The 21,928-nt window shown below is 45.4% G+C and carries 14 protein-coding genes; 4 read left to right on the top strand and 10 right to left on the bottom strand.

Annotated elements, in window-relative coordinates:
* The first annotated feature begins 242 nt into the window (after positions 1–242).
* On the top strand, positions 243–1,190 hold the full coding sequence (locus EQU24_RS06440) for a histone deacetylase family protein (protein WP_017840278.1): 948 nt from the start codon (positions 243–245) through the stop codon (positions 1,188–1,190).
* 261 nt (positions 1,191–1,451) lie between these two features.
* Positions 1,452–4,202 carry a pyruvate, phosphate dikinase gene (ppdK, locus tag EQU24_RS06435; protein ID WP_017840279.1) on the top strand — a complete coding sequence of 917 codons (2,751 nt, stop codon included), beginning with the start codon at positions 1,452–1,454 and terminating at the stop codon, positions 4,200–4,202.
* A gap of 530 nt (positions 4,203–4,732) precedes the next feature.
* Here the strand turns inward: ppdK and EQU24_RS06430 are convergent.
* The 10 genes from EQU24_RS06430 to EQU24_RS06385 all read right to left on the bottom strand — a co-directional run bounded on the left by EQU24_RS06430 (position 4,733) and on the right by EQU24_RS06385 (position 17,540).
* Complete coding sequence (locus EQU24_RS06430) at positions 4,733–5,926, bottom strand: TIGR03087 family PEP-CTERM/XrtA system glycosyltransferase (RefSeq protein WP_017840280.1); 1,194 nt, start codon at positions 5,924–5,926, stop codon at positions 4,733–4,735.
* 3 nt (positions 5,927–5,929) lie between these two features.
* Positions 5,930–6,949, bottom strand: a complete 1,020-nt coding sequence (locus tag EQU24_RS06425) for a FemAB family XrtA/PEP-CTERM system-associated protein (RefSeq protein ID WP_017840281.1) — start codon at positions 6,947–6,949, stop codon at positions 5,930–5,932.
* A gap of 30 nt (positions 6,950–6,979) precedes the next feature.
* Entirely contained in the window at positions 6,980–7,837 is an 858-nt protein-coding gene (locus EQU24_RS06420) for an XrtA system polysaccharide deacetylase (protein ID WP_017840282.1), read from the bottom strand.
* Positions 7,838–7,861: 24 nt separating this feature from the next.
* A complete protein-coding gene (locus tag EQU24_RS06415; protein WP_017840283.1) occupies positions 7,862–9,382 on the bottom strand; it encodes a TIGR03016 family PEP-CTERM system-associated outer membrane protein in 1,521 nt (506 codons plus the stop codon).
* A gap of 6 nt (positions 9,383–9,388) precedes the next feature.
* Positions 9,389–10,294: an XrtA-associated tyrosine autokinase gene (locus tag EQU24_RS06410; protein ID WP_017840284.1), complete on the bottom strand. Its 906-nt coding sequence runs from the start codon at positions 10,292–10,294 to the stop codon at positions 9,389–9,391.
* A 298-nt stretch (positions 10,295–10,592) separates the two neighbouring features.
* Complete coding sequence (locus EQU24_RS06405) at positions 10,593–12,110, bottom strand: XrtA system polysaccharide chain length determinant (RefSeq protein WP_017840285.1); 1,518 nt, start codon at positions 12,108–12,110, stop codon at positions 10,593–10,595.
* Between the two features lie 89 nt (positions 12,111–12,199).
* Entirely contained in the window at positions 12,200–12,946 is a 747-nt protein-coding gene (locus EQU24_RS06400; RefSeq protein ID WP_017840286.1) for a polysaccharide biosynthesis/export family protein, read from the bottom strand.
* A 507-nt stretch (positions 12,947–13,453) separates the two neighbouring features.
* Positions 13,454–15,085 (bottom strand): tetratricopeptide repeat protein, encoded by a 1,632-nt coding sequence (locus EQU24_RS06395; RefSeq protein WP_020480923.1) that lies wholly within the window; start codon positions 15,083–15,085, stop codon positions 13,454–13,456.
* A gap of 46 nt (positions 15,086–15,131) precedes the next feature.
* Positions 15,132–16,712, bottom strand: a complete 1,581-nt coding sequence (gene tnpC, locus EQU24_RS06390; protein ID WP_040575330.1) for an IS66 family transposase — start codon at positions 16,710–16,712, stop codon at positions 15,132–15,134.
* Positions 16,713–16,775: 63 nt separating this feature from the next.
* Entirely contained in the window at positions 16,776–17,540 is a 765-nt protein-coding gene (locus EQU24_RS06385; RefSeq protein WP_083877681.1) for a tetratricopeptide repeat protein, read from the bottom strand.
* Between the two features lie 784 nt (positions 17,541–18,324).
* Here EQU24_RS06385 and prsK point away from each other — a divergent pair.
* Together prsK and prsR are read left to right on the top strand one after the other, a co-directional pair.
* A complete protein-coding gene (prsK, locus tag EQU24_RS06375; RefSeq protein WP_017840288.1) occupies positions 18,325–20,478 on the top strand; it encodes an XrtA/PEP-CTERM system histidine kinase PrsK in 2,154 nt (717 codons plus the stop codon).
* Positions 20,475–21,830: a PEP-CTERM-box response regulator transcription factor gene (gene prsR / locus EQU24_RS06370; RefSeq protein ID WP_017840289.1), complete on the top strand. Its 1,356-nt coding sequence runs from the start codon at positions 20,475–20,477 to the stop codon at positions 21,828–21,830. Before prsK ends, prsR begins: the two co-directional genes overlap by 4 nt.
* The last annotated feature ends 98 nt before the right edge of the window (positions 21,831–21,928 follow it).

Here is a 21,928-nt window from a genome sequence, read left to right as displayed (position 1 = left end):
AAAAAACGAAGAACTTAACAATTTTACAATGAATAACAATAAGTCTTATTTCGCCAATTCTATTCACTATTCACTATTCACTATTCACTATTCACTATTCACTATTCACTATTCACTATTCACTATTCACTATTCACTATTCACTATTCACTGCTAACTGCTAACTGCTAACTGCTAACTGCTAACTGCTAACTGCTAACAAAAAAGTCTAAGCCATTGTTTAATCGCCAGAACTTAAACGCATGCCTACACTGTATTACACACACCCGGCCTTTTTAGAGCATGATACAGGCCCCGGCCATCCTGAATGCGCCGCTAGGCTGCTGGCAATCGACGAAGCCTTAAACGCACCGAGTTTTAAGCGCTTAATCCGAGTGCAACCTAAATGGCGTGATGATCTTCAAGAAAAAGTTGCGTTAATTCATAGCCCGGCTATGATCGACGGCATTCTCGACAGCATTCCCAAACAGGGCTTGCATGCGCTCGATCACGACACCATCCTCTCTCCCGGCTCTGGAACCGCCGCCTTACTCGCGGTCGCTGCCGTTTGCGATGCAGTGGATAAACTCTGCACAGATCAGGCGACTTCCGCTTTTTGCGCGGTTCGCCCGCCCGGACATCATGCCGAACCCGATCGACCGATGGGCTTTTGCCTATTCAATAGTATTGCCATCGCAGCGGAATATGCACGGCTGCATCATTCAGTGGACAAGATCGCGATCATCGATTTCGATGTACATCACGGCAATGGAACACAAGCTGCGTTTTATAAACAACCTCAGATACTCTACGCTTCGTCTCATGAGATGCCCCATTATCCCGGCACGGGGCACCCCAAGGAAACCGGCGTCGGCAACATCGTCAACGTACCGTTACATTCAGGAAGCTCCGGCACCGAATTCAGGCAATTATACAACTCGATTATTTTACCGGCGGTTCGGCATTTCAAACCCGATTTGATATTGATATCCGCCGGATTCGATGCTCACCAAGACGACCCGCTAGCCAGTATTCGACTAACTGAGGAAGATTACCAGTGGGTCACCGAGCAAATCAAAGCGATTGCCGAAGAAAGCGCCAAGGGACGGGTTTTATCCGTATTGGAGGGAGGCTATCATATTAAAGCTTTGGCCGAGAGCGTTGCCGCTCATGTTAAATCCCTCATGAACCCTGTTAGAAACGCTTTTTAATTTATCACGAATTACCGTATCCTAAAGACACTTAGGATTTGGTCGTAAATAACGCCCTTATTTTACGGAGGATTCGGTTTTGCTCGATTGGCAGGTGTGGGCGACAGGGAAAGCCGCTGTCAAGTCTACAAGGACGTATTCACGGCGTCCTGCCAAGCGAGTTAGCGAACCCTCAGCAAAACTCATAGCTCCAGGACGTTATTTATCACGAAATCCTTAAAGACCCCCTCTTTTTTCCATCAGCTCAAATACGGATCTACCATGACTGAAAAATATATCTACTCGTTTCAAAAAGGCGACGGCAAAAACAAAATGCTGCTAGGCGGCAAAGGTGCGAATCTTTGCGAAATGACGCAAATCGGTCTCAATGTTCCGCCAGGTTTCGTGATAACTACTGTTGCTTGCCTGGACTATCTGAACAATCAGCGCTTGCCCGACGGCTTAATGGACGAAGTCAAAACCCATATTGCCGAAGTCGAAACGCAAACTGAAAAACAATTCGGCGGCCGCGACAACCCTTTATTGGTCTCTGTCCGTTCCGGTTCGGCGATATCGATGCCCGGCATGATGGATACGATTTTGAACCTCGGGCTCAACAAACAAACTCTGACCGGCTTGATTGATCAAACCGGCGACCCGCGTTTTGCCTATGACGCGTATCGGCGCTTTATTCAACTCTTCGGCAAGGTCGCGCTAGGTATCGACGACGAAAAATTCGATCATCATTTCGATGCCATCAAGAAACAAGCCGGCATTAAAGCCGATGTCGGTCTCGACGCCGAACATTTACGCCAAATCAGCGAACTGTTCCTTCAAGTGGTTCACGAGGAAACCGGAAAACCCTTTCCGGAAGACGTCTACGAACAACTGGAACTATCGATAAAAGCGGTCTTTAACTCATGGATGGGCAAACGCGCGGTCGATTACCGCCGGGAATTCCATATCACGCCGAAAATGGCCAACGGCACCGCGGTCAATGTCGTAACGATGGTATTCGGAAACATGGGCAACGATTGCGCGACCGGAGTCGGCTTTACACGCAATCCGGGAACCGGCGCCAATGAAATGTACGGCGAATATTTAGTCAATGCACAAGGCGAAGATGTCGTGGCCGGTATTCGCACTCCGAAACCAGTCCACGAACTTGCCAATGAAATGCCCGACCTTTACCGGCAACTGGTCGAATTACGCAATAAACTCGAAACCCATTACAAAGAGGTTCAAGATTACGAATACACGATCGAGCGAGGCATACTCTATTGCCTGCAAACGCGTAACGGCAAAATGAATGCGGCCGCGATGGTCAGAACGTCGGTCGAAATGGTCGCCGAAGGCCTAATCGACAAAAAACGCGCCTTATTGCGAATCAATCCCGAATTACTTGAACAACTCTTGCATCCGCAACTCGACCCTAATGCAAAAGCCGAAGCGGTTGCACAAGGTTTACCGGCCTCGCCGGGTGCGGCCTGCGGTAAATGCGTATTCGAAGCCGACACAGCCGAACAACTAGGCCGTGCGGGCGAAGCAGTCATTTTACTGAGAGAAGAAACCAAGCCCGAGGATATCCACGGATTTTTTGCCGCGCAAGGCATTCTGACCAGCCGCGGCGGGAAAACTTCGCATGCTGCCGTTGTCGCCAGAGGCATGGGCAAGGCTTGCGTGGCCGGCGCGGAGGACATCAAAATCGATGTCCGTTCGCGTCAAGCCGTCATCGGCGAATTGCATATCCGTGAAGGCGATATGATCACGATCGACGGCAGCAACGGTTTGATCTATTTAGGCCGAATCCCCACGATCGAGCCGTCCTTTTCGGAAGAATTGAAGACACTGTTGTCTTGGGCCGATGAAGTTGCCGAATTGGAAGTGCATGCCAATGTCGATACGCCGGAACGCGCCCGCTTGGCTGCAAGTTATGGGGCAACCGGAATCGGTTTGTGCCGCACCGAACGTATGTTCAACGCCTCCGACCGTCTGCCGCTAGTCATCGATATGATTCTTGCCGGCAACAAGGACGCGCGCCAGGAAGCCTTAGCTAAGCTATTCCCGATTCAACGAGACGATTTTCAAGAACTTTTTGAGGCCATGTCGCCTTATCCGGTCACGGTCCGCCTGCTGGACCCGCCGATGCATGAATTCCTGCCCGGCGAACAACAATTGGAAGACGAAATCCGGGCCTTGAATCACTATAAAATCATGATTCAAGGCCAACAAGTTACGCTGGATACCTTGGGGGCTCATGCTTTGTTACCGGCGCCGTTCAATCACCTGAACGAAGAAGTCATCAACAAAGCGATCGCGAAAAAAGAACTGATGCTGAGCAAGGTCAAAGAGCTCTACGAAGTCAACCCGATGCTCGGCCATCGCGGCGTCAGACTGGGCATGTCCTATCCTGAGATCTACCAAATGCAGATCCGCTCGATTCTCGAAGCGGCGGCGCTGTGTATTAAACAACGCAAACCGATTTTGCCCGAAATCATGGTGCCACAGGTCATTACCGTTCAGGAATTGATCAAAGTCAAAGCCTATGTCGATCAGATTCAAAAAGAAGTCGAAAAACAGTATGGCATAGAATTGGAGTTCAAATTCGGCACAATGATCGAAACCGTCAGGGCTTGCACGCGTGCGTCGAAATTGGCCGGTGTCGCCGAGTTTTTCTCGTTTGGTACTAATGACCTTACGCAAGCGACTTTTTCGTTTTCCAGGGAAGACGCCGAAAACAAATTCCTGCCGCTATACAATGAATCCGGGCTTTTAGCGGACAATCCGTTTGAAGTGCTCGATGCCAAAGGCGTCGGTCAATTGATGAAAATGACAGTTGAATCCGGACGACAAACCCGACCCGACATCAAGGTCGGCATTTGCGGCGAACAAGGCGGACATCCGGAATCGATCCGGTTTTGCCATCATATCAAACTGGATTATGTGTCCTGTTCGGCGCCTAGAATTCCTATCGCAAGGCTCGCGGCGGCTCATGCCAAGTTGCTTGAAAACGAATACGACATAGAGTTCTGACTGTGACAAAAATCTCCCTTTGCTAGCCCCCCCCCTGCCCTTGGCCAAGCGTTCAACCTAAAAAGAGCAATTGGCATGTGTTGTAGATCGTTCGTGCTGAACCAAGTCGAAGCATGAAGGATCTATAACGCTTTCACCGGATTGGTGAAGCCTCAAAATGCCTATGCAAGACGGGGTCTGTATCCCCGTCCTGCTCGTTTCGACCATGGACAAACCAATTCGAAACGTTACGGACGGGTTGCATAACCCGTCCCGCATAGGGTGAACGCACATAGGCGCCAACTTAAGGAAAAACGCGTCATTCCTCCAGGGATTGGCGGAATCCAGGGCCAGGGATGGCAATGCTTTGCTTCACAATCATGTAACCTGGATATCGGCAATCCATGTCGATAGGACGAATAAAGCCACAAATGCACCATAGAATAGACACTAAAATGGCGCCTATGGGGTGAACGCGTCCGTGGGGACTTGACGAGGGAGTAAATAGAAAATTTTTCGTGTATTTCGTGGACTAATTGCCATTTATAGGATCAACCAATCAACTCGATCAATCGGTCAGTCGACGTTTGCCAACTGAAATTCTCAAGTACGAACCGCCTATTGTTTTCCGATCGATTGCCTCCCTTACCCTGGGCAAGCGCCTCACAAACTCGATCGGCGAACGGCTGTTCATCGTCGATTATCGCGACATTCAAACTGTCATCAACAGGAATGCCTTCAATGGCCATTGATGTCGCAATGACGGGTTTAGCCATTGCCATTGCTTCCAGCACTTTATTTTGAATGCCTCGCGCAATACGCAAAGGCGTCACAACCAAATCGGCATGGGCAATGAAGGGGCGGACATCGTCCACACTACCGGTCACGACGACACCGGCTATTTGGGCGAGAGCCAACACGTCCTTGGTTGGCTTGGAGCCGACAATATAAAATTCGGTATTGGGGTGTTTTTTCCGAATGGCCGGAAATACCTTTTCGGCAAACCATTTAACCGCATCGACATTGGCCCAATAATCCATCGCGCCGGTAAACGCTAATACTTGGATCTCCGGGCGATACGGCAAGTCGAATATATGATCCGGCGAAAAATAATCGGTATCGACGCCGTTATTGACCGAACCGATGCGTTTCTCGAATTCCGGAGCCAAGGTTTTAAATAAACTAGCTTCTTGTTCGGAAACAAAAAAACCGGCTTTGGCTTGAGAGATCAATTGCTTCTCAAATTCGAGCAAGCGTTCGGACTCGCGCCGATAGATCCAGCTTTCCGGCCAAGTCTTTTTCTCGGCGTATTGCCGCCATTTATCCGAATCGACGTCGACATAATCGGCGATCAGCGTCAAATCTTTTCGATTAAGGACATATTGCCCCATGACCGACGAAAAAATCAGCACTTTGCGAATCTGATGGCGCTCGATGACGCCATTCACCCATTGCTGGAGCTTAGGATTCTTGTAATAAGGCAGACTTAGGGCCTTGCCGGTCAATAACCCGGTAAGGCTTTTGATTTTGGATTGCAACGGATCTAACGATTCGATGCAGGATTCTTGACAGTAATTTTTGACCGTGTCGGCATACTGCCAATCATTTGGATCATCAATGAAGCTACCCAAAAAGATTTGATACCGCTGCGATAAGGCCTTAAGAAAATGAAACGAGCGGATTTTATCGCCTTTATTCGGCGGATAGGGAATACGATGAACCAAAAATAATAAATTTTCCCTCATACATCACCCCAAATCTTTCGATAGCCAAGGTCCGACGAACCGGCTGACCGGTAAAGGTAAACGTTTCCAGGCCGCGATAAACAGACGATATTTCGGATTCAGCGGATTGATATCGGGCAATCGTTCAGCCTTGACCAAATGAAACTCGTAAAATAACGGCTCGTGCTCAAAGCCCCAATGCTTTTTAAAACGGTAGGAACCGGTACCGATTTTACTGCGGCCGTAATCGAATATCTTTACGCCTTTGTCGACGGCCCGTCGCATTACTTCCCAATACATGAAGTCGTTACCTTGCACCGATCTAGCTTGATCGATACCGCCGCCGTAATAAGGCAATATTTCATCCTTAAAATAAAAACTCATGACACTGGCAATCAGTTGACTGTCCTTTTCGACCGTCAATATCTCGCATTGATCTTTAAATACATCCTGCAAAATTTGGAAATATTTTTTGGAAAAAACCGGCGTACCGAGGTTTCTGACGCTTTCCGAATACGCTAGATAAAAACGTTCGACGTCTTGATCGATAACGCTCACCAAACCGGCATTGATACCTTTACGGATCATCGCACGTTGTTTACGCGGGATCGCCTGCATATTCTTTTCAGAGTCCGGATCGAGCGTCTTTCGAAAAGTTACATAGAGTTCTTTGTAGGGACGTTCCGGCAATTTTTGAACCCGGTTTCGCATTTCCAGATAATCGACATTCAATTGCTCGGCCAAACGACAGGCTTCTTGATCGAGCATGGCATAACTTTCTTCGTCCTCGGCGACTATACCGCCGTAAACGCAAAACGATAGCGAACACAAGGCATGCCCGAACAGCGGACTTTTAATTTGGGACAACGGTAATATTCCTGTGACCTTACCGTTTTTTTCAATATAGTAGAAATATGTCTTATGACCGAAGGCTCGTTCTATGACGTCTTTCCAGCCGGATAGATGAAAAAAAGTGGCGTCCGCTTGCTGCTCTACGAAGGCGTCCCATTTTTTATAGTTGTCAGAGTCCAGTAATTTGAGCATTGTTTGATGAAGTAAAGGAATAAGAGCGGCTCATCGGCCTTTATCGATATTGAGAAAAACGTTCGACATCGTATCCCAAGAAAAATCGTGGAGCAGATTGACGATGCGCCCTTCCATTTTATCGAGATTCAAATAATGCCGGAATTTCGATTTGAAACTCACGTTTTTCTGTCTCGGTTGTTCGGGGTCGATTTCCCAAGGATGGCAATAAAAAATTCCGGGCTGATGTTCTTTTTGATTAATGACGCTGAAGGCCCATTTGGATAAAAAATAAGGATAGAACCTGAAAAAACCGCCGCCGCCGCACGGCCAATTCTTACCGGCTAATGGCAACGTGGTAATCGGAATTTCCTTGAAATTTTTACCCTCGATCGGTTCGTACATAAACCGCGGCGCTTCCGGCATACCGTATAAATCATGCTTGACCGGATAAACGCTGGAACTGTATTGGAATCCGGCTTCAGCCAGAATATTGTGCGCCCAAGGATTACTCGCACCGATCGAATAACTCGGCGCCCGGTAACCGATCACCTCCCGGCCGCCGATATCTTCCAGCATTTTTTTGGTTTTGACGATATCGTTTCGAAATTGCTCGGGATCGAGCTCGGTGACTCGAATATGATCATAACCGTGACAGGCCAGTTCATGGCCTTCCTTGACGATTCTTTGTATCAATGCCGGATGCCGTTCGGCAACCCAGCCGAGAGTAAAAAAAGTCGCTTTGATGTTGTGTTTTTCGAATAAATCCAGGAACCGATGGGTATTGTAATCCGCCCGTTGCGGCAATGTTTCCCAGTCGGATTTGGCAATCGCTTTCTCAAACGCGGAGACTTGAAAATAATCTTCTACATCGACGGTCATCGCATTCGTTATTTTATTATTCTCCATTGAAAGATCCAGTTACCCTTAAATTTAGAAAAACGCCATCAAATTCAGTGTAATGCGATTCTCGTCGAAACTATTGATATTGTTGTTTGAACTTTGATTGATATAACGATATTCAATGTTACCGTTCAATTGCCTCAAGATGCTTCTTTGCACTCGAAACGCCACGTCGAAGCGATTATCTGTTGAAAAGTCGGTGTCGGTCACCTGATAACCGGAACTTAAAAAGGTATTGGTTCTTGGCATAAAATTCCACATCCAAGATCCTCTGATACCGTAAACTTCGTCCTTGACTTGACTCTCTTGAAATGTTCTTCTTTCGGTGAAGACATTGGCACCGAGTATGCTTTTACCGGTTCGGTACGAATACGAAAGCTGCCCTCTTCTTCTGACAAAAACATCATCAATCAAATTCGGCAAGGCGATGTTAAAAAGAATCGGATTACCGTCTGCATCATTGATAGGCTCACCGAACTCATCCTCAAACGGAATGATTTGTTCTTCGAACAACACCTGCTGAACCGTTGTAGTATCCTCGTTATAAGTTAAATTTACGACTGATTGAGGCGTAAAATAACGCAGATTGGTTTGCCAAACATTGCCGGTATTGGTACCGACATCATTATTACGATAGGTCGTCGTCCATTGAAGGCGCTGGAACGGTGAAATAAAAACAGTCACATAAGAGTTGTTGCCATAACCCGCCGATACGCTGAACCGTTGACTCGGTGTCCATTGTCCGCCGAAGTTATAATAAAAGCCGTTTCGACTGAACCCGGTGGTCGACCGAAAATCGTTGTTTGCATACCCGCCTTGAGCAAGTAGACTAAATTTCCTATTCAGGATATAGCGCAGTAAAGCATTGGAATCCTGAAAACGTATTTCTTCGCCGCTACTGTTTCGATTAATTCTATTATTGAAATTTAAACGCCAACCCACTTTCGAAAAATACCTGCCGCTATTCAACATGACATTTTGCGAAAAGCTATCGGTATCGGACAAGGGACCTTCGCTGGAACTTACCCTATCATATCCAGCTCGTGCCATACCGTTAGCATAGCTTCCAAATCTGGGGGTCCATGTCGGAGCGATCCCAAATGTTGAAATAGTTGAAGTATTGCTTCTATCGCCGGTAAAGTTATCGCTGACAATCCGCGTGTTGGAAATATTTTGCTGACTGATAGAACTACGGGACTGAACAAAAAATCGTCCCGGAGAAACGATGTAGTTGCTGTTAAATTGTAATTGGTGATTCAAATCGATGTCGGAATCGCCGCCGGCATTATAAATACTTTGCAATCGATAATTCAGATTTAGGTTATAACGGCCCGATTGACCGTTAACAAAAAAACCGGGAGTAATCGCGGTTACCCATGCGCTTTCTTCCTCGCCTTTCGGCGCGAGTCTAATATTATCCGAATAAACTTCTTGTAAAAAAACACTGGGCCTGAACCGAAGGTTTAAAGCCCAAGCATTAGCTGAACAACCCCATATCAAGTAACCGCTGAACGAAGCGACAATGAACCGACTTAATTTAAGGTGTTTCATAAAAAATCAATACTGCCCGTATCCGTAGTAGTTCATATCCATGCTCCTTTGCGTTTTGTTCAACAAAGCAAGAACCACATCGCAGGACTCCAATTTCTTAACCGCTTCCATTACAATATTTTGAGCCGTTTTTTCGGCTTCGATCACCAAAATAACCTGACCGACCATGCTGGACAAAACTTCCGCTTGAGTAGCCGCTAACAAAGGCGGCGAATCGAAAATCACGATACGATCCGCATAACGCTCGCTCAACTCTCTCGAAAGGTTAATCATTTTGTTACTTGCGAGCAACTCGGTAGAGAATTGATGCGCTTTTCCAGCCGGAACGATACGAAGGCCTGCGATTTCGGTCTGCAAAATAATATCCGAAAAATCAATCTTGTTACCTTCCAAATATTCAATGAGTCCGGGTGTTCTTTTGATACCTAGCACCCTGGAAACCGAAGGTTTTGCGACATCCGCGTCAATTAACAACACTTGCTTATCGCGCTCGGCCGCAATGCTAATAGCTAAATTAATAGCGGAAAAGGTCTTTCCTTCTCCCGGAACGCTACTGGTAACCAAAATAAGGTTAGATCGCTCGATGCCTTTTTCAATGCCTCCCAGTGCATTGGACATGATGGGCCGTTTAATGCTTCTAAATTCTTCCGCAATCTTCATGTGGCCGATTGACGGGTCGATAAAACCATGCTCGTGTAGAAATTCCCAATTAAACCGTTCGATATTTTTTTCACCGGCGTCTAAAGAGTGCGCTTTAGCATTTCCGTTATTATCGCCAGTTAAGAAAAAAGCATCTAATGCATCTTCGGTGTGCGTCGATTCTGTTTGATTATCAACAGTGGAGTTAGACCTTTTCACAGGGCCGAGACTCTCGGTTAAGCTAGCTTTTTCTAAAGCTTTCTCAATACTCATTAATTACTCCAATATCTCATCATTCCGTAGCATGCCAGATATCCTCGGATCAATTTCATCATGTTTTTTCCATTAATAATACTCTGTTTTACCGACTATTCAGAATTATTTTACAAACACACCCTATGCTATTGATTTAAATAATGTCTTCCGTATTTCTTCCGGGTATTATTTAATACATTTCAAGCCGATTAAATACGCCGCAGACTATAGGCCATTGATTATTGTCCTCGATATACCTATCATACTTCATTAGCAATGCTCAAACTTGATGAACAAAAGATATCATTGCGAACTTCTACACTTTAAAAACCATGATTCCGGCATATGCAGTCACTAACAGTCCGCAAGCCATCGCGTATTGCACAATTTGCATCCTCATTTTTCTCGTCTGCTCACGATTTCTAACAATAGAGACACTGCCTAAAACAGGAATCCCCGTCATCGTTCTGATTTGATTGGACGCGATAAAAGTGGGCTTTATCAAAACCGCTAAAAAAGCGATCGCAATACCTAGGACTAACCCGCCCCCTAACGCGGCGGAATAAAGAATGGCTCTTTTCGGCCCGGATGGCGACAATGGCTTATTGGGCGGATCGGCCACTTTAAATCTTAGTGATGTACCCTCGGCATCAACCTTTTCTGTTAAGTTCATCTGCTCCTTTCTTTGCAGTAAGGTATCGTAATTTTTTTTAATCGCGCTATAGTCCCTATTCAAATTCTGCATCTCCGTTTCAACATTCAAACGTTGATTAAACTCATCATCGAGTTTAACGATTTTTTGTTCATGGGATTCTATTCTCGATTTAATTGAAGCAATCTGCGCATCGATTTCGTTAAGGGAGGCCTTGATGGATTGTACAAACGGATTAGAATGCGATGCTGCCGACCCCTCAGTTTCGAGCACCTCTTTTTCTTGCGATTTGCGTTTCTGGATAGACCTAATTTGATCGTTAATAACCTTTACGCTTGGATGCTTGCGAGTATATTTCAGCAACAATTCATCACGCTGAGAAATTAGAGCCATTAACCTTGGATCTTCTGCTTTGTTGGCATTAAGCGACAAACCCCATTCATCTTCCGCACTTTCTTGAGCTTCCGCCAATTGTTCTTTTAAAACTTGTTTTCGCGAATCCAGTTCTTTTAACGCTAATTTTGCCTCTTCAATCGTTCTATTCAATTCTTGTATTTGACCAACCTGATCGCCGCTTTGTCCAGGAAGCATCCCGACATTCGCGCGTTTAAAATTTTCCCTGGCTTTTTCAGCATTTCGAAGTCGTTGTTCGTATTCTTGAATTTGAGCCAATAAAAAGCGCTGCGTGGAGTCCGCATCATCTAAGGCGGTTTTTTGCGCTTGCTCGGAAAAAACCGTTAGCACGGCCTGTACGACATGTTTAGCCTCGAGCGGATCGGTTGCCTCATAGCTAATGGAAAAAATATCATTTTTTCCGCCATCTATTTTAATGTTATCTTTCAGCTTATTGATTAAGGCTAATTTCTCACCTTCCGTTTTTACACTCGTATCCAAACCCGCTAGATTGGCTATATTTTCTAAATGATATCGTGTAAACATCAGCTGTTTCATGATCGCAACCATGCCTCTAACATCAGACTGTATCGCTAATCCGCTCAGCAATGGCCGCAGCATAGTTCGGGTATCAACCTGAACGCGAGCCGTAGACGAGTATTTGTCGGGCAGATTCAGAATATACCACCAAGCGGGAAGACAAATGAGCCAGGCCGAAATAATGATAAACCACTTATATCGGAATGTTGCCTTTATATAATAAAGAATTTCAGCAAATTGCTCTTGCATATCTAAACACTACCTCTTAATAAATCCGCACATAAACCATACTTCGCGCGAAGTCTATACGGAATACAACTATTAAAAATTATACCCATTTAGAAAAAGGATTCCGGAATAATCAGAATATCGCCCGGCATTATCCTAACATTCGCCGACAAATCGCCGTTGCTTAATAAATCATCTATTCGAACGCCAAATTGATAATCGTCATCATCGATTTTTCGAATAATACTTGCTCTATTACCATCGGAAAAGATTCCCAGACCGCCAACTTGGATCATTAAATCGAGTAAGGTCATGCCTTTTTTATAGGGAAAAGCTCTAGCGGTTCCGCTTCCCCCCATACCGCCGCCGCCCATACCGCCGCCGCCCATGCCACCGCCCATGCCGCCGCCGCCCATGCCACCGCCCATGCCACCGCCCATGCCGCCGCCCATGCCACCGCCCATGCCGCCGCCCATACCACCGCCCATGCCGCTACCGGTCATGATAATTTTTACTTGCTGTTCGTAAATGCCCTGAAAACCGCCCACAATGATAGCAACTTGAGGGTCTCTGACATATTCGCTCAAAATAACTTCCATTTCACGCGCCAATTCGGAAGGCGTTCTGCCAAGTGCATCGACATCGTCGATCAATGGCGTGGTTATCTTGCCGTCGGGTCGAACAGTTGCTGTTGTCGATATTTCCGGATAACCCCATACAAATATCTGCACACTGTCTCCCGGACCAATTCTATAGGTATAGTCCTGAGGCAATTCAGATTCATCGGTCAAGGGAGGATAGCCGCACCCGGACAAAAGCAAGAAGAACAGAGATAAGATAAATATTTTTTTTGTCATACCAATTAAACTCTAGATTTGAAAATAAATCTGACACGCGCCTTTTCTAATGGTGCATCGAAAATAACTCGGTTTTGTCTCATGCCGAAAAAGGCTCTTACTCAATCCTCAAAATAATTGAAATATCATAGCGACATGAGACTATAAGTCTTTGATTTTAATATAAAATTGACTCCGCAATAACTTAAGTCTTGAAGCTCACAAATCGCTTGAGACTTACGCAATGAATTCTGCTCATTCATATCAATTACTACTTTTTCGCTCACCCAAATTAGTCCTTACTTTTCAATGCGGTAGGTCGAAATGTTACGATAGCCAGGTTTGTGTATGCGTCCTTCTCATACAATTATAGGTGACTTACAGCATATTTTTAATTTATACCTTATTCGTATCGCTATATCCTAGCCCAGCTTTAACAAATATTGCGCTTACGGTCTAAGCTATCGAACTAGAAAGATTAAAAATCATGCTAAATATAACTTTGTAGTGACATGCTACTTATTTTCGCTATTCGGATTTCCCGGATAATTGCCTCATCAGTTTCTTTGCATCATCGAGTTGATCGAATTGATTAGATTTTGCAAGTTCCATCACTTGCCTCAACTCCGACAATGCTGCGGATTTGTTCCCGAGAGCATGATATACCGATGCCAAATGATACCTAAACACCGGCACATCAGGAGCGGCAACGATAACCTTTTGCAAAATCGACAAAGCCTGATTTAATCGTCCAGCCTTAAATTCAGCCCATGCGTAGGTATCGATAAAATAAGGTTGATCGCTGTACTTAAACCGCTGAACTATTTGTACGGCTTTCTCAATATCATCCGGCTGCCCATAATGATCCAATAGAATAGCCGCCAAATTATTCCTAGCGATATCTAGCTTTGGACTTTTTTCTATGACTTGATAATAAATCGCAACCGCTTCATCGTACTTTTTTTGATCAACATAAGTTGCAGCTAGCAACATAGAAAGCTCAAGACTCTCTGGATTACGTTCCAAACCAAGTTGATAAATTCTCAGCGCATCTTTTATTTGATTTTTTTGTGAGTAAGCCCGGGCTAATTCAGAATACAGCGAGACCGAATTCGGATAATCGTCTATCGCTTTTGTTAACAAGGTAACGGCATCGTCAAATTTGCGATCCAACGTCAACAACTTGCTTTTCAACACAATGGCGGAAATATTTGCCGGGCTATCCTTAATTAAATCATTCAGATAGGTAAGCATTTTGGGACGCTGCTTCAGCATCTCGTGACAACGAGCCATTTCCGTTAGACTATCGGCTTGAGCCGGATATCTCGACAGGGTTTCTTTGAATAAAGGTATGGCTTTGCTACAGTCGCCTTGCTCTTGATATAGCTTGCCTCTTAAAAACTTAGCCAGGAATATAGACTTGGGTTGCGACTCCATTGCTGAAATCAACTCTTCGGCCGTCTCCCAATCTCTTTGAACCATCTTGATCTGCACTAATTTATTTAATACCGAAACCTGATTGGGCATTCTAGCTAATGCTTTTGTAAGCAATTGTGCCGCATAATCGAGATGATTTTCCTTGACCGCTTTATCAACAACTGGGAATAAGGCCTGTAAATTAGCAGGATTAATATCGAGTGCTTCTTTAAAGTTCTTTTGGGCTTTATCTAACTCGCCCTGCTGTAAAAAAATATTGCCCATTAATACGATCGCCTCGTCGGAATTCGGCATGTCCCAGAGCACTGTATTTAATAATGCAGAAGCTTCCTCGAACTGACCATCTTGAATCAACACTTTCGCTTTAAGGATTTTTGCGCCGATTTGATTTGGATTTTTATTCAAGATAGCCTGAACCGCTTCTGAGGTAGCCTTATAATCTCCTTGCTCAAAATAAATATTCGCCAATAATAAATCGGCTTCGGTACGAACATCGGGTTTAAAGTTTTTATTATCGGCAATTTCTTTTAATTGCTGTTTCGCAGCACTTACGTTGTTGACCATCAAAGTCCATTTTGCTAATTCCAGCAAGTGCTTGGGGGTTTCTTGACTCTTTTTTATAAAGCCTTGTAAAACTTCGTCCGTTCTATTCCTGTCTGTTTGATAGATAAAACCCAATAAAATCAGCTTTTGTTGAACATCATTAGGTCGCTGGTCGACCAATTCGGTCAGAATTCGCTCGTAATCGTTTAGCCCCCCCCTGTTCCTATCACGCCAAAACCGGCATAGGCAAACGAGGGACGGGTTGGTTTTTACGGCGTTCGGCCAGTGTTTGAGCAATAAACTCCCAAGGATTCAGGTCTCTCAAACGCGCGGTATCAATCACGCTCGCCAGCAAGGCAACCACGCGACTGCCTTGTGCCGTCCGCGAACCGAAGGTGATTTTGCGCAGCAATACCCAGTGCCGCAAACTGCGTTCCGCCACGTTGTTGGTCAATGGATGCGCCGGCGTTTCGACCACGCGCACGATGGCCTCCCAATCGTTGAGAAATTCGCCGGCTAATTGTCGGCTGTCAACATGCGCGATGTCTCGGTGCGTCTCGCAGAGCGAGCGCAGCAAGGTCAGCAACTGTTGATTCTGCGCCCATAAGGATTCGGCATCCGGCGGCGATTCGCGGAGTCGGTGGATGTTGCGCATCAACAGGATCATGGCCAATAACAAGGCTTCGCCGAAAGCTTGTCCTTCGCTATCCAGGCACTGATACAGTGCTCGGGCCTTGCGCACCAAGTGCGCCCAACAGCGCAAGCGCCTAGGAAAGATGCGATAGACGCTGTAGCCGTCGGTCATCAGTAAGCCGCAAAACGCTTCCCCTAAGAGCTGGTTCACGACGAGACGATGGCGTTTGCCCACTTGATAAATCACCGTCTGTGCGCTGACAAAGACCCAGAGCCAAAATAACTGCCCGGCTTCTTTCCAGGGTGTTTCATCGATATGTAAGAGGCCGGCGGCCTTGAGTTCCGCGATCAACTGCTCGTCGACGACCGGCGCAACGGCACGTCCCGCTTCATGAATGCATTGATTGATGGTGCTGGTGCTGAGGTAGATTCCCAGCCAATCGCGCAAATAGGCTTGGATTCTGCTGCGCGATGCCCGTAGGGACAATGAGAGATAAACCAAAAAGCTAACCAACCGAGGGCCGCACAGATGCCATTCGCTCAGGGCTACGCTCCAGCCATCTTCGTCGGCGCCTCGCCCGGGCTCGGCGCGGGTTTGATGACCGCAGGGACAGGTCGCCGAGAAGTAGTCATGTCGGCTATGTTCGATTTGTAATTTCGGCGATTCGGCGTTGCCGATTTCAAGCTCCAGTTCGAACCGGGCGTTCCAGGGTCGGTAGTCGGTGTTGTCGGCAAACGATTGCCTACACGCGGCGCAGCAATCCGGGCGATGCTCAATTGTCCGTGTCACCGGTAAGGTCAGGTTGCGGCTATAGCCTGGGCTACCGACTTGGCGCCCGGCTTTTTTAGGCTTTCCGCTATCACCGGTCGCCGCCGGAGGTGTTGCCGAGTCCTGGCTAGGTAAGTCATCTGACGAAGACTCAGACGAATCCAGTGCCGACAAGTCGTCCGTTGCCGGCGCTTCTTCCGACGGTTCGGCGCTGGATTGATTCGATTGCCAAGGCTCCCGGGATGACGGCGGACGCGAACTCGTATCCGGGGATTGTTTGAGTCGTTCTCGGGCTTCTTTGAGATCCGCCAACAGTTGCTTACTCAATGGACGCAACTCACCCTCCGGCAAATCATCCAGATAGTCCGTGTCCATTTGGCTAAGGTCTCGGTCGCTCAACGTCATGTCCTATAGCTTTTCATGTTTTAACGGGAGATGCTACTTTTTTAGTGATGGGGGGCTAAACGATTACATTCGCTCAGCCTCTTGATTCTTTTTAGCTGCGGAATAGATCTTAGCCAACGCGTACTTTAGCTCATCCTTTTCCGGAAAAATTCTGATGAGATCTTGATAATCGGCTATGACAGCATCGATATCTTTATTTTGAGCGTCAATTTTGATTTTCAATAACCGCAATGACAAATTATCGCGATCCGACTCGATAGCCGGCTCAATCAACGAAAGCGCTTCGTCAAAATTTTGATCCTCCATCAATAAAGCCGCTTTTAACGACAACGCATCATTATGCATTGGATCTTGCTTTAGCACCTCGTCCAAAATCGGCAACGCTTCAGACATTTTTTTTTGCCTGATAAGAATCGATGCCTCCAAGGTTTTTGCATCCACATTATTGGCATCCTGCTCTAAAATTTCCTTAACTTGAATCAGTGCATTTTCGGCTTCATTCAGCAGCAATAAAACCTTGCCTAAGCGTAGTTTGGCATCTAGATTCTCAGGCTTTAACTTGATTGCTTCAATCAAGTTATCTTTCATGCTTTTAAAATTCCTATTTTTTTCATTCACCAGCGCGAGATAGTAATAAGCATCGCCGACAGTAGCATCCTGCTGAATTGCGCTTTTTAACTCTAATTCGGCCTTCGCGTATTCACCTCGATTATAAAGTTCAATTCCTTTCGCTTGACTATCCATCGCGATTTCTTCAGGCGAACTACAGGCCGTTAACAGCGAAAAACATAGAACAACAGTAAAATTCTTAATAATTCTTATCAGCATTGTCGCTAAACCTTCATAGGAAATTTTAGTTACTTTGTTTGGCGGAAAATAGTTTAGAGCCTAATAGACATTTATTGCTACTCCCAAAGCGAATTCTTAAAGTGGACCCTATAGACGGGTTTATCTAGTGCTTAAATCGGCAGTTTAGCAATGAAGCAAATGAAGTTTATACAACATTTTAAGAGGCTATCCATAAATTTTGAGCAACCTTTCCGGAGAGCAAAAGTATTTCGCAAATGCACAGCAACCTATTGAATTAACCTCTATTCTTCATGTATTTCATGGTGAAATGCTTTTTCTAAGATCAAATCCGGGCGAGTTTGGATAATTTAGGAGCCAAATTCCTCCACAGACACGCCTCTCGTACCGTCAACAAACTTGAACGATTTTTCAGTATGAGGAGAGCAAATAGGCATAAACAACCCTATTAATTTGGATCCCAAGTCCCGTACCGGAGACTCCTCAACCTCAATATGTCTATTTATACCCATCGCACTTCAAATTTCGGCATTGACGCATGGAGGCGCCGGGGTGTTCGGCAAAGGCTTTGACAGCAGGGATGCTGTCACAGAGCCTACATGGACGTATTCACGGCGTCCTTTGACGGACACCCCGGCGCCGAAATTTGACCAGCAAAGGGTATATCAACCACGCATGATCTATTGGTCATTAAAGCACAAACCCGTATCATTCAATACAGACTTCATCTCAAACCTTACCATTGAAATTGAGATTTAGCCGATTTTACATCGGCTCTTAACCTTCTCTGACCGCTACGAATAACATGGACACTCTGGAAAATTACAGCTTTTACAATTACCTTACCGCTACGACCAGTTATGCCTTGTTAATTCCATTTGCATTAATAAGCATAAAAAAAAGCCCTTATTTCGTGCCCTTCTTTCTGGCAATTGTTCTTTCCTTGATTTGGTTAGGCTACACAACGTTTACCCTGCAAGATCAGTTCTATTTCAGTTCCGATGCACTACCATTCGAAACTTTACGCAATGGAGCTTGGCTGATTTTTCTTTGCTTTATAAGCTTCAAACAACGCAAGGGAGAACGCTTATCGATTTTTTTTAGATCGAAAAATGTCCTATTGATCTTGTTTAGCACAACTCTCGTGTTTCTTTACGAAGTCAATTCAGGCTTACTACAAGCCATCAACCAATTCCTGCAAAGGGACTTGCGCTTATTTATCCATGTCATTTTTGCAATTGTCGGCCTAATGTTGATTGAGCAAATTTATCGCAACGCATTTTCCGATCAACGTTGGTCGATAAAATTCTTATGCGTAGGTCTTGGCGCTTTGTTTATAGTCGACTTTATTCTATACAGCAAATCATTACTGTTTTTTTCGTTGGATTCGGCGATATGGAGTTCGCGGGGAATTATCAATGCCATAATAGCGCCTATGCTCGCGGTTTCCATGCTGCGTTTACAAGAAAAAGACACCGAATTGACCGTTTCAAGAAAAATCGTTTTTCATACCACTGTTCTATTCGGCTCCGGATTATACTTGGTCCTGATGTCAGTTGCCGGATTTTATATACGTGACTATGGCGGCAATTGGGGGGAAGTCGCTCAATTTACCTTTATTTTTTTAGCGATTTTATTGCTGATCGTTCTTTTTATTTCCGGAAAAATTAGAGCGTTAGTCAAAGTTAATTTGAGTAAACATTTTCTTGAATATCGCTATGATTATCGAGAAGAATGGATCAAGCTTAGTAAAACCCTCGCGCAATTGAATTCGGTCAGCGAATTGGCGGGGCTCATTATTAAAACCATGGCCGATTTAGTAGAGAGTTCCGGTGGAGGGCTTTGGCTAAAAAACGAACAAGGCGATTTTTATTTAGCAGAACACAAACACTTAGGCTTCGAACCGGAACAATTATTTGGTAAAGACGAACCTTTTATTCGATTCTTAGCCGACAAGCAATGGGTCATCGATTTCGTGCAATACATTGACAACCCGGATCTATACGACGACATTGATTTGTCGAAGTGGAATTTCGACGACAACAAAATTTGGCTCATTATCCCGCTCTATAGGCTAAACTCATTAGAAGCCTTCGTTGTCCTTACCCAAGCGCGTGTCCCCAGGGCACTTAACTGGGAGGATCTCGACTTATTAAAGACTGTCGGATTCCAGTTGAGTAATGCTCTAGCCTTAAACCAAACGCTTGACGAATTGTCCCGTGCTCGACAATTCGAAGCCTACAGCAGGCTATCCGCATTCGTAGTACACGATTTAAAAAATCTGATCGCGCAAGTTGCGATGATTGTTAAAAATGCAGAAAAACATAAACATAATCCCGAATTCATTGAAGACTCCATCGATACGTTGCAAAATGTCGTCACAAAAATGCAACACATCATCGACCAATTGAAAAAAGGCAATATTCAATCCGAAACCCAAGCCGTACTTAACTTAAATCAAATCATCCAAGATGTCGCACAACAACAATCAAGCAATCGTCCGACCTTGGAAATTGTCTCAGATATTAACCAAGACTTCGAAGTTCAAGGCGAACAAGCTAAAATAACAGCCGTTCTCGGGCATCTAATACAAAACGCTCAAGAAGCAACCGATGACGATGGCTTTGTTAAATTGGAGTTAACACAAAACGCTGACCGAGCAATCATCAAAATTATCGATAGCGGCGCCGGAATGGATAATAAGTTTATTGCCGAAAGGTTGTTTAAGCCTTTCGATACGACAAAAGGCAATGCGGGTATGGGTATCGGTGTTTACGAAGCTCGAGATTACGTTTTAAAACATTCGGGGACGATCGATGTTAAAAGCGCGGCCGGTATAGGAACAACTTTTACGATCACCTTGCCGCTTTATAAACGGCACAAGCAGCCGACTCAAACTAGCGCCGAAACGAACGTTCAACTTGATATGACCCGAGCAATATTAAAAGGCGAGAAATGAGCGACGACAGTATTTTACTCATAGTGGAAGACGACCCCGGTTTGCAAAAACAATTCAAATGGGGTTTCGAAAAATACAAGATCGTCATAGCCGGCGATAGACCGGAGGCCATTACCGCATTGAGGCGTTATCAACCGAGTGTTGTGACGCTGGACTTAGGCCTGCCGCCCGATCCGACCAACGCTAGTGAAGGACTCGAAACCTTAAAAGAAATACTGCAACTGGCCCCAAATACTAAAGTCATTGTCGTAACCGGCAATGACGATAGAGACAACGCTCTCCAAGCCATCGCGTTAGGGGCCTACGACTTTTACCAGAAACCGGTCGATCTCGATGTCTTAAATACGATCATTCAGCGCGCCTTTCATTTGACCTCGCTGGAAAATGAAAACGCAAAACTTCAGCAAAAAAATCATGAACCGTTGAACGGCATTATCGCGGCCTGTAAAAAAATGCAGGAAATTTCCAGAACCGTGGAAAAAATCGCTCCGATGCAAATCACTACTTTATTACTCGGCGAGAGCGGAACCGGTAAAGAAGTTTTTGCCAGAGCGATTCACGACCTCAGCGACCGGGCTAAAAAACCTTTCGTACCGGTCAATTGCGCGGCCATTCCCGAAAACCTATTGGAAAGTGAATTATTCGGTTATGAAAAAGGGGCATTCACCGGCGCCGTCAAACAAACCAAAGGCAAAATAGAATATGCCGACGGAGGCACTTTTTTTCTCGACGAAATAGGCGATCTCCCATTCAATCTACAATCGAAATTATTACGCTTCATTCAGGAGCGAACCATTGAGCGCTTGGGCGGGCGCGGCGAGATACCGGTCGATGTTCGCATTATCTGCGCAACCCACCAAAATATTCAAAACCTGATTCAACAAAATGCATTTCGAGAAGACTTGTATTATCGTATCAGTGAAATGACCATCAATATTCCTCCGCTCAGAGAACGCGAAGGAGATGCTCTCATCATCGCAACCGCCTTATTGAGAAAATTTAACGACCAACATAAAAAATCGATTAAGGGATTTACCAAAGAAGCCGCTCAAGCCATCGAAACTTATGAATGGCCGGGAAATATTCGCCAATTGGAAAATAAAATTAAACGCGCGGTCATCATGGCGGAGGAATCGCTGATAACGTTAAACGACCTCGAAATGGACGGCGAAAACCATGACGCACTGCCGCTTAACTTAAAAGAAGTTCGGGAAGCTGCCGAAACGCTTGCGATAAAAAGAGCACTGAATTTCTCGAACCATAACGTTTCTAATGCGGCAAAACTATTAGGCATTACACGCCCTACGCTTTATTCCCTGCTCGGTAAATACAACATCGTTTTGGGCGATTAATGGCATTGAAAAACGATACGCCGCCGGTAGTGGAGCGTTTGCGTTCTTGCACGTTCTTCCTTATGCTTACCGATAATATTTACAACATAAACAATTAA

Source organism: Methylotuvimicrobium buryatense (assembly GCF_005931095.1).
GTDB lineage: Bacteria > Pseudomonadota > Gammaproteobacteria > Methylococcales > Methylomonadaceae > Methylotuvimicrobium > Methylotuvimicrobium buryatense.
The sequence above is the reverse complement of the archived record's forward strand: the minus strand, read 5'-3'. Positions and strand labels throughout refer to the sequence as shown.

Bases quoted from the DNA above. Each gene is read 5' to 3' on its own strand.
- EQU24_RS06400 (WP_017840286.1), bottom strand. From the start codon at position 12,946: ATGACAAAAAAAATATTTATCTTATCTCTGTTCTTCTTGCTTTTGTCC.
- ppdK (WP_017840279.1), top strand. From the start codon at position 1,452: ATGACTGAAAAATATATCTACTCGTTTCAAAAAGGCGACGGCAAAAAC.
- EQU24_RS06440 (WP_017840278.1), top strand. From the start codon at position 243: ATGCCTACACTGTATTACACACACCCGGCCTTTTTAGAGCATGATACA.
- EQU24_RS06385 (WP_083877681.1), bottom strand. From the start codon at position 17,540: ATGCTGATAAGAATTATTAAGAATTTTACTGTTGTTCTATGTTTTTCG.
- EQU24_RS06430 (WP_017840280.1), bottom strand. From the start codon at position 5,926: ATGAGGGAAAATTTATTATTTTTGGTTCATCGTATTCCCTATCCGCCG.
- prsK (WP_017840288.1), top strand. From the start codon at position 18,325: ATGGACACTCTGGAAAATTACAGCTTTTACAATTACCTTACCGCTACG.
- EQU24_RS06425 (WP_017840281.1), bottom strand. From the start codon at position 6,949: ATGCTCAAATTACTGGACTCTGACAACTATAAAAAATGGGACGCCTTC.
- EQU24_RS06410 (WP_017840284.1), bottom strand. From the start codon at position 10,294: ATGAGTATTGAGAAAGCTTTAGAAAAAGCTAGCTTAACCGAGAGTCTC.
- tnpC (WP_040575330.1), bottom strand. From the start codon at position 16,712: ATGACGTTGAGCGACCGAGACCTTAGCCAAATGGACACGGACTATCTG.
- prsR (WP_017840289.1), top strand. From the start codon at position 20,475: ATGAGCGACGACAGTATTTTACTCATAGTGGAAGACGACCCCGGTTTG.
- EQU24_RS06420 (WP_017840282.1), bottom strand. From the start codon at position 7,837: ATGGAGAATAATAAAATAACGAATGCGATGACCGTCGATGTAGAAGAT.
- EQU24_RS06405 (WP_017840285.1), bottom strand. From the start codon at position 12,110: ATGCAAGAGCAATTTGCTGAAATTCTTTATTATATAAAGGCAACATTC.
- EQU24_RS06415 (WP_017840283.1), bottom strand. From the start codon at position 9,382: ATGAAACACCTTAAATTAAGTCGGTTCATTGTCGCTTCGTTCAGCGGT.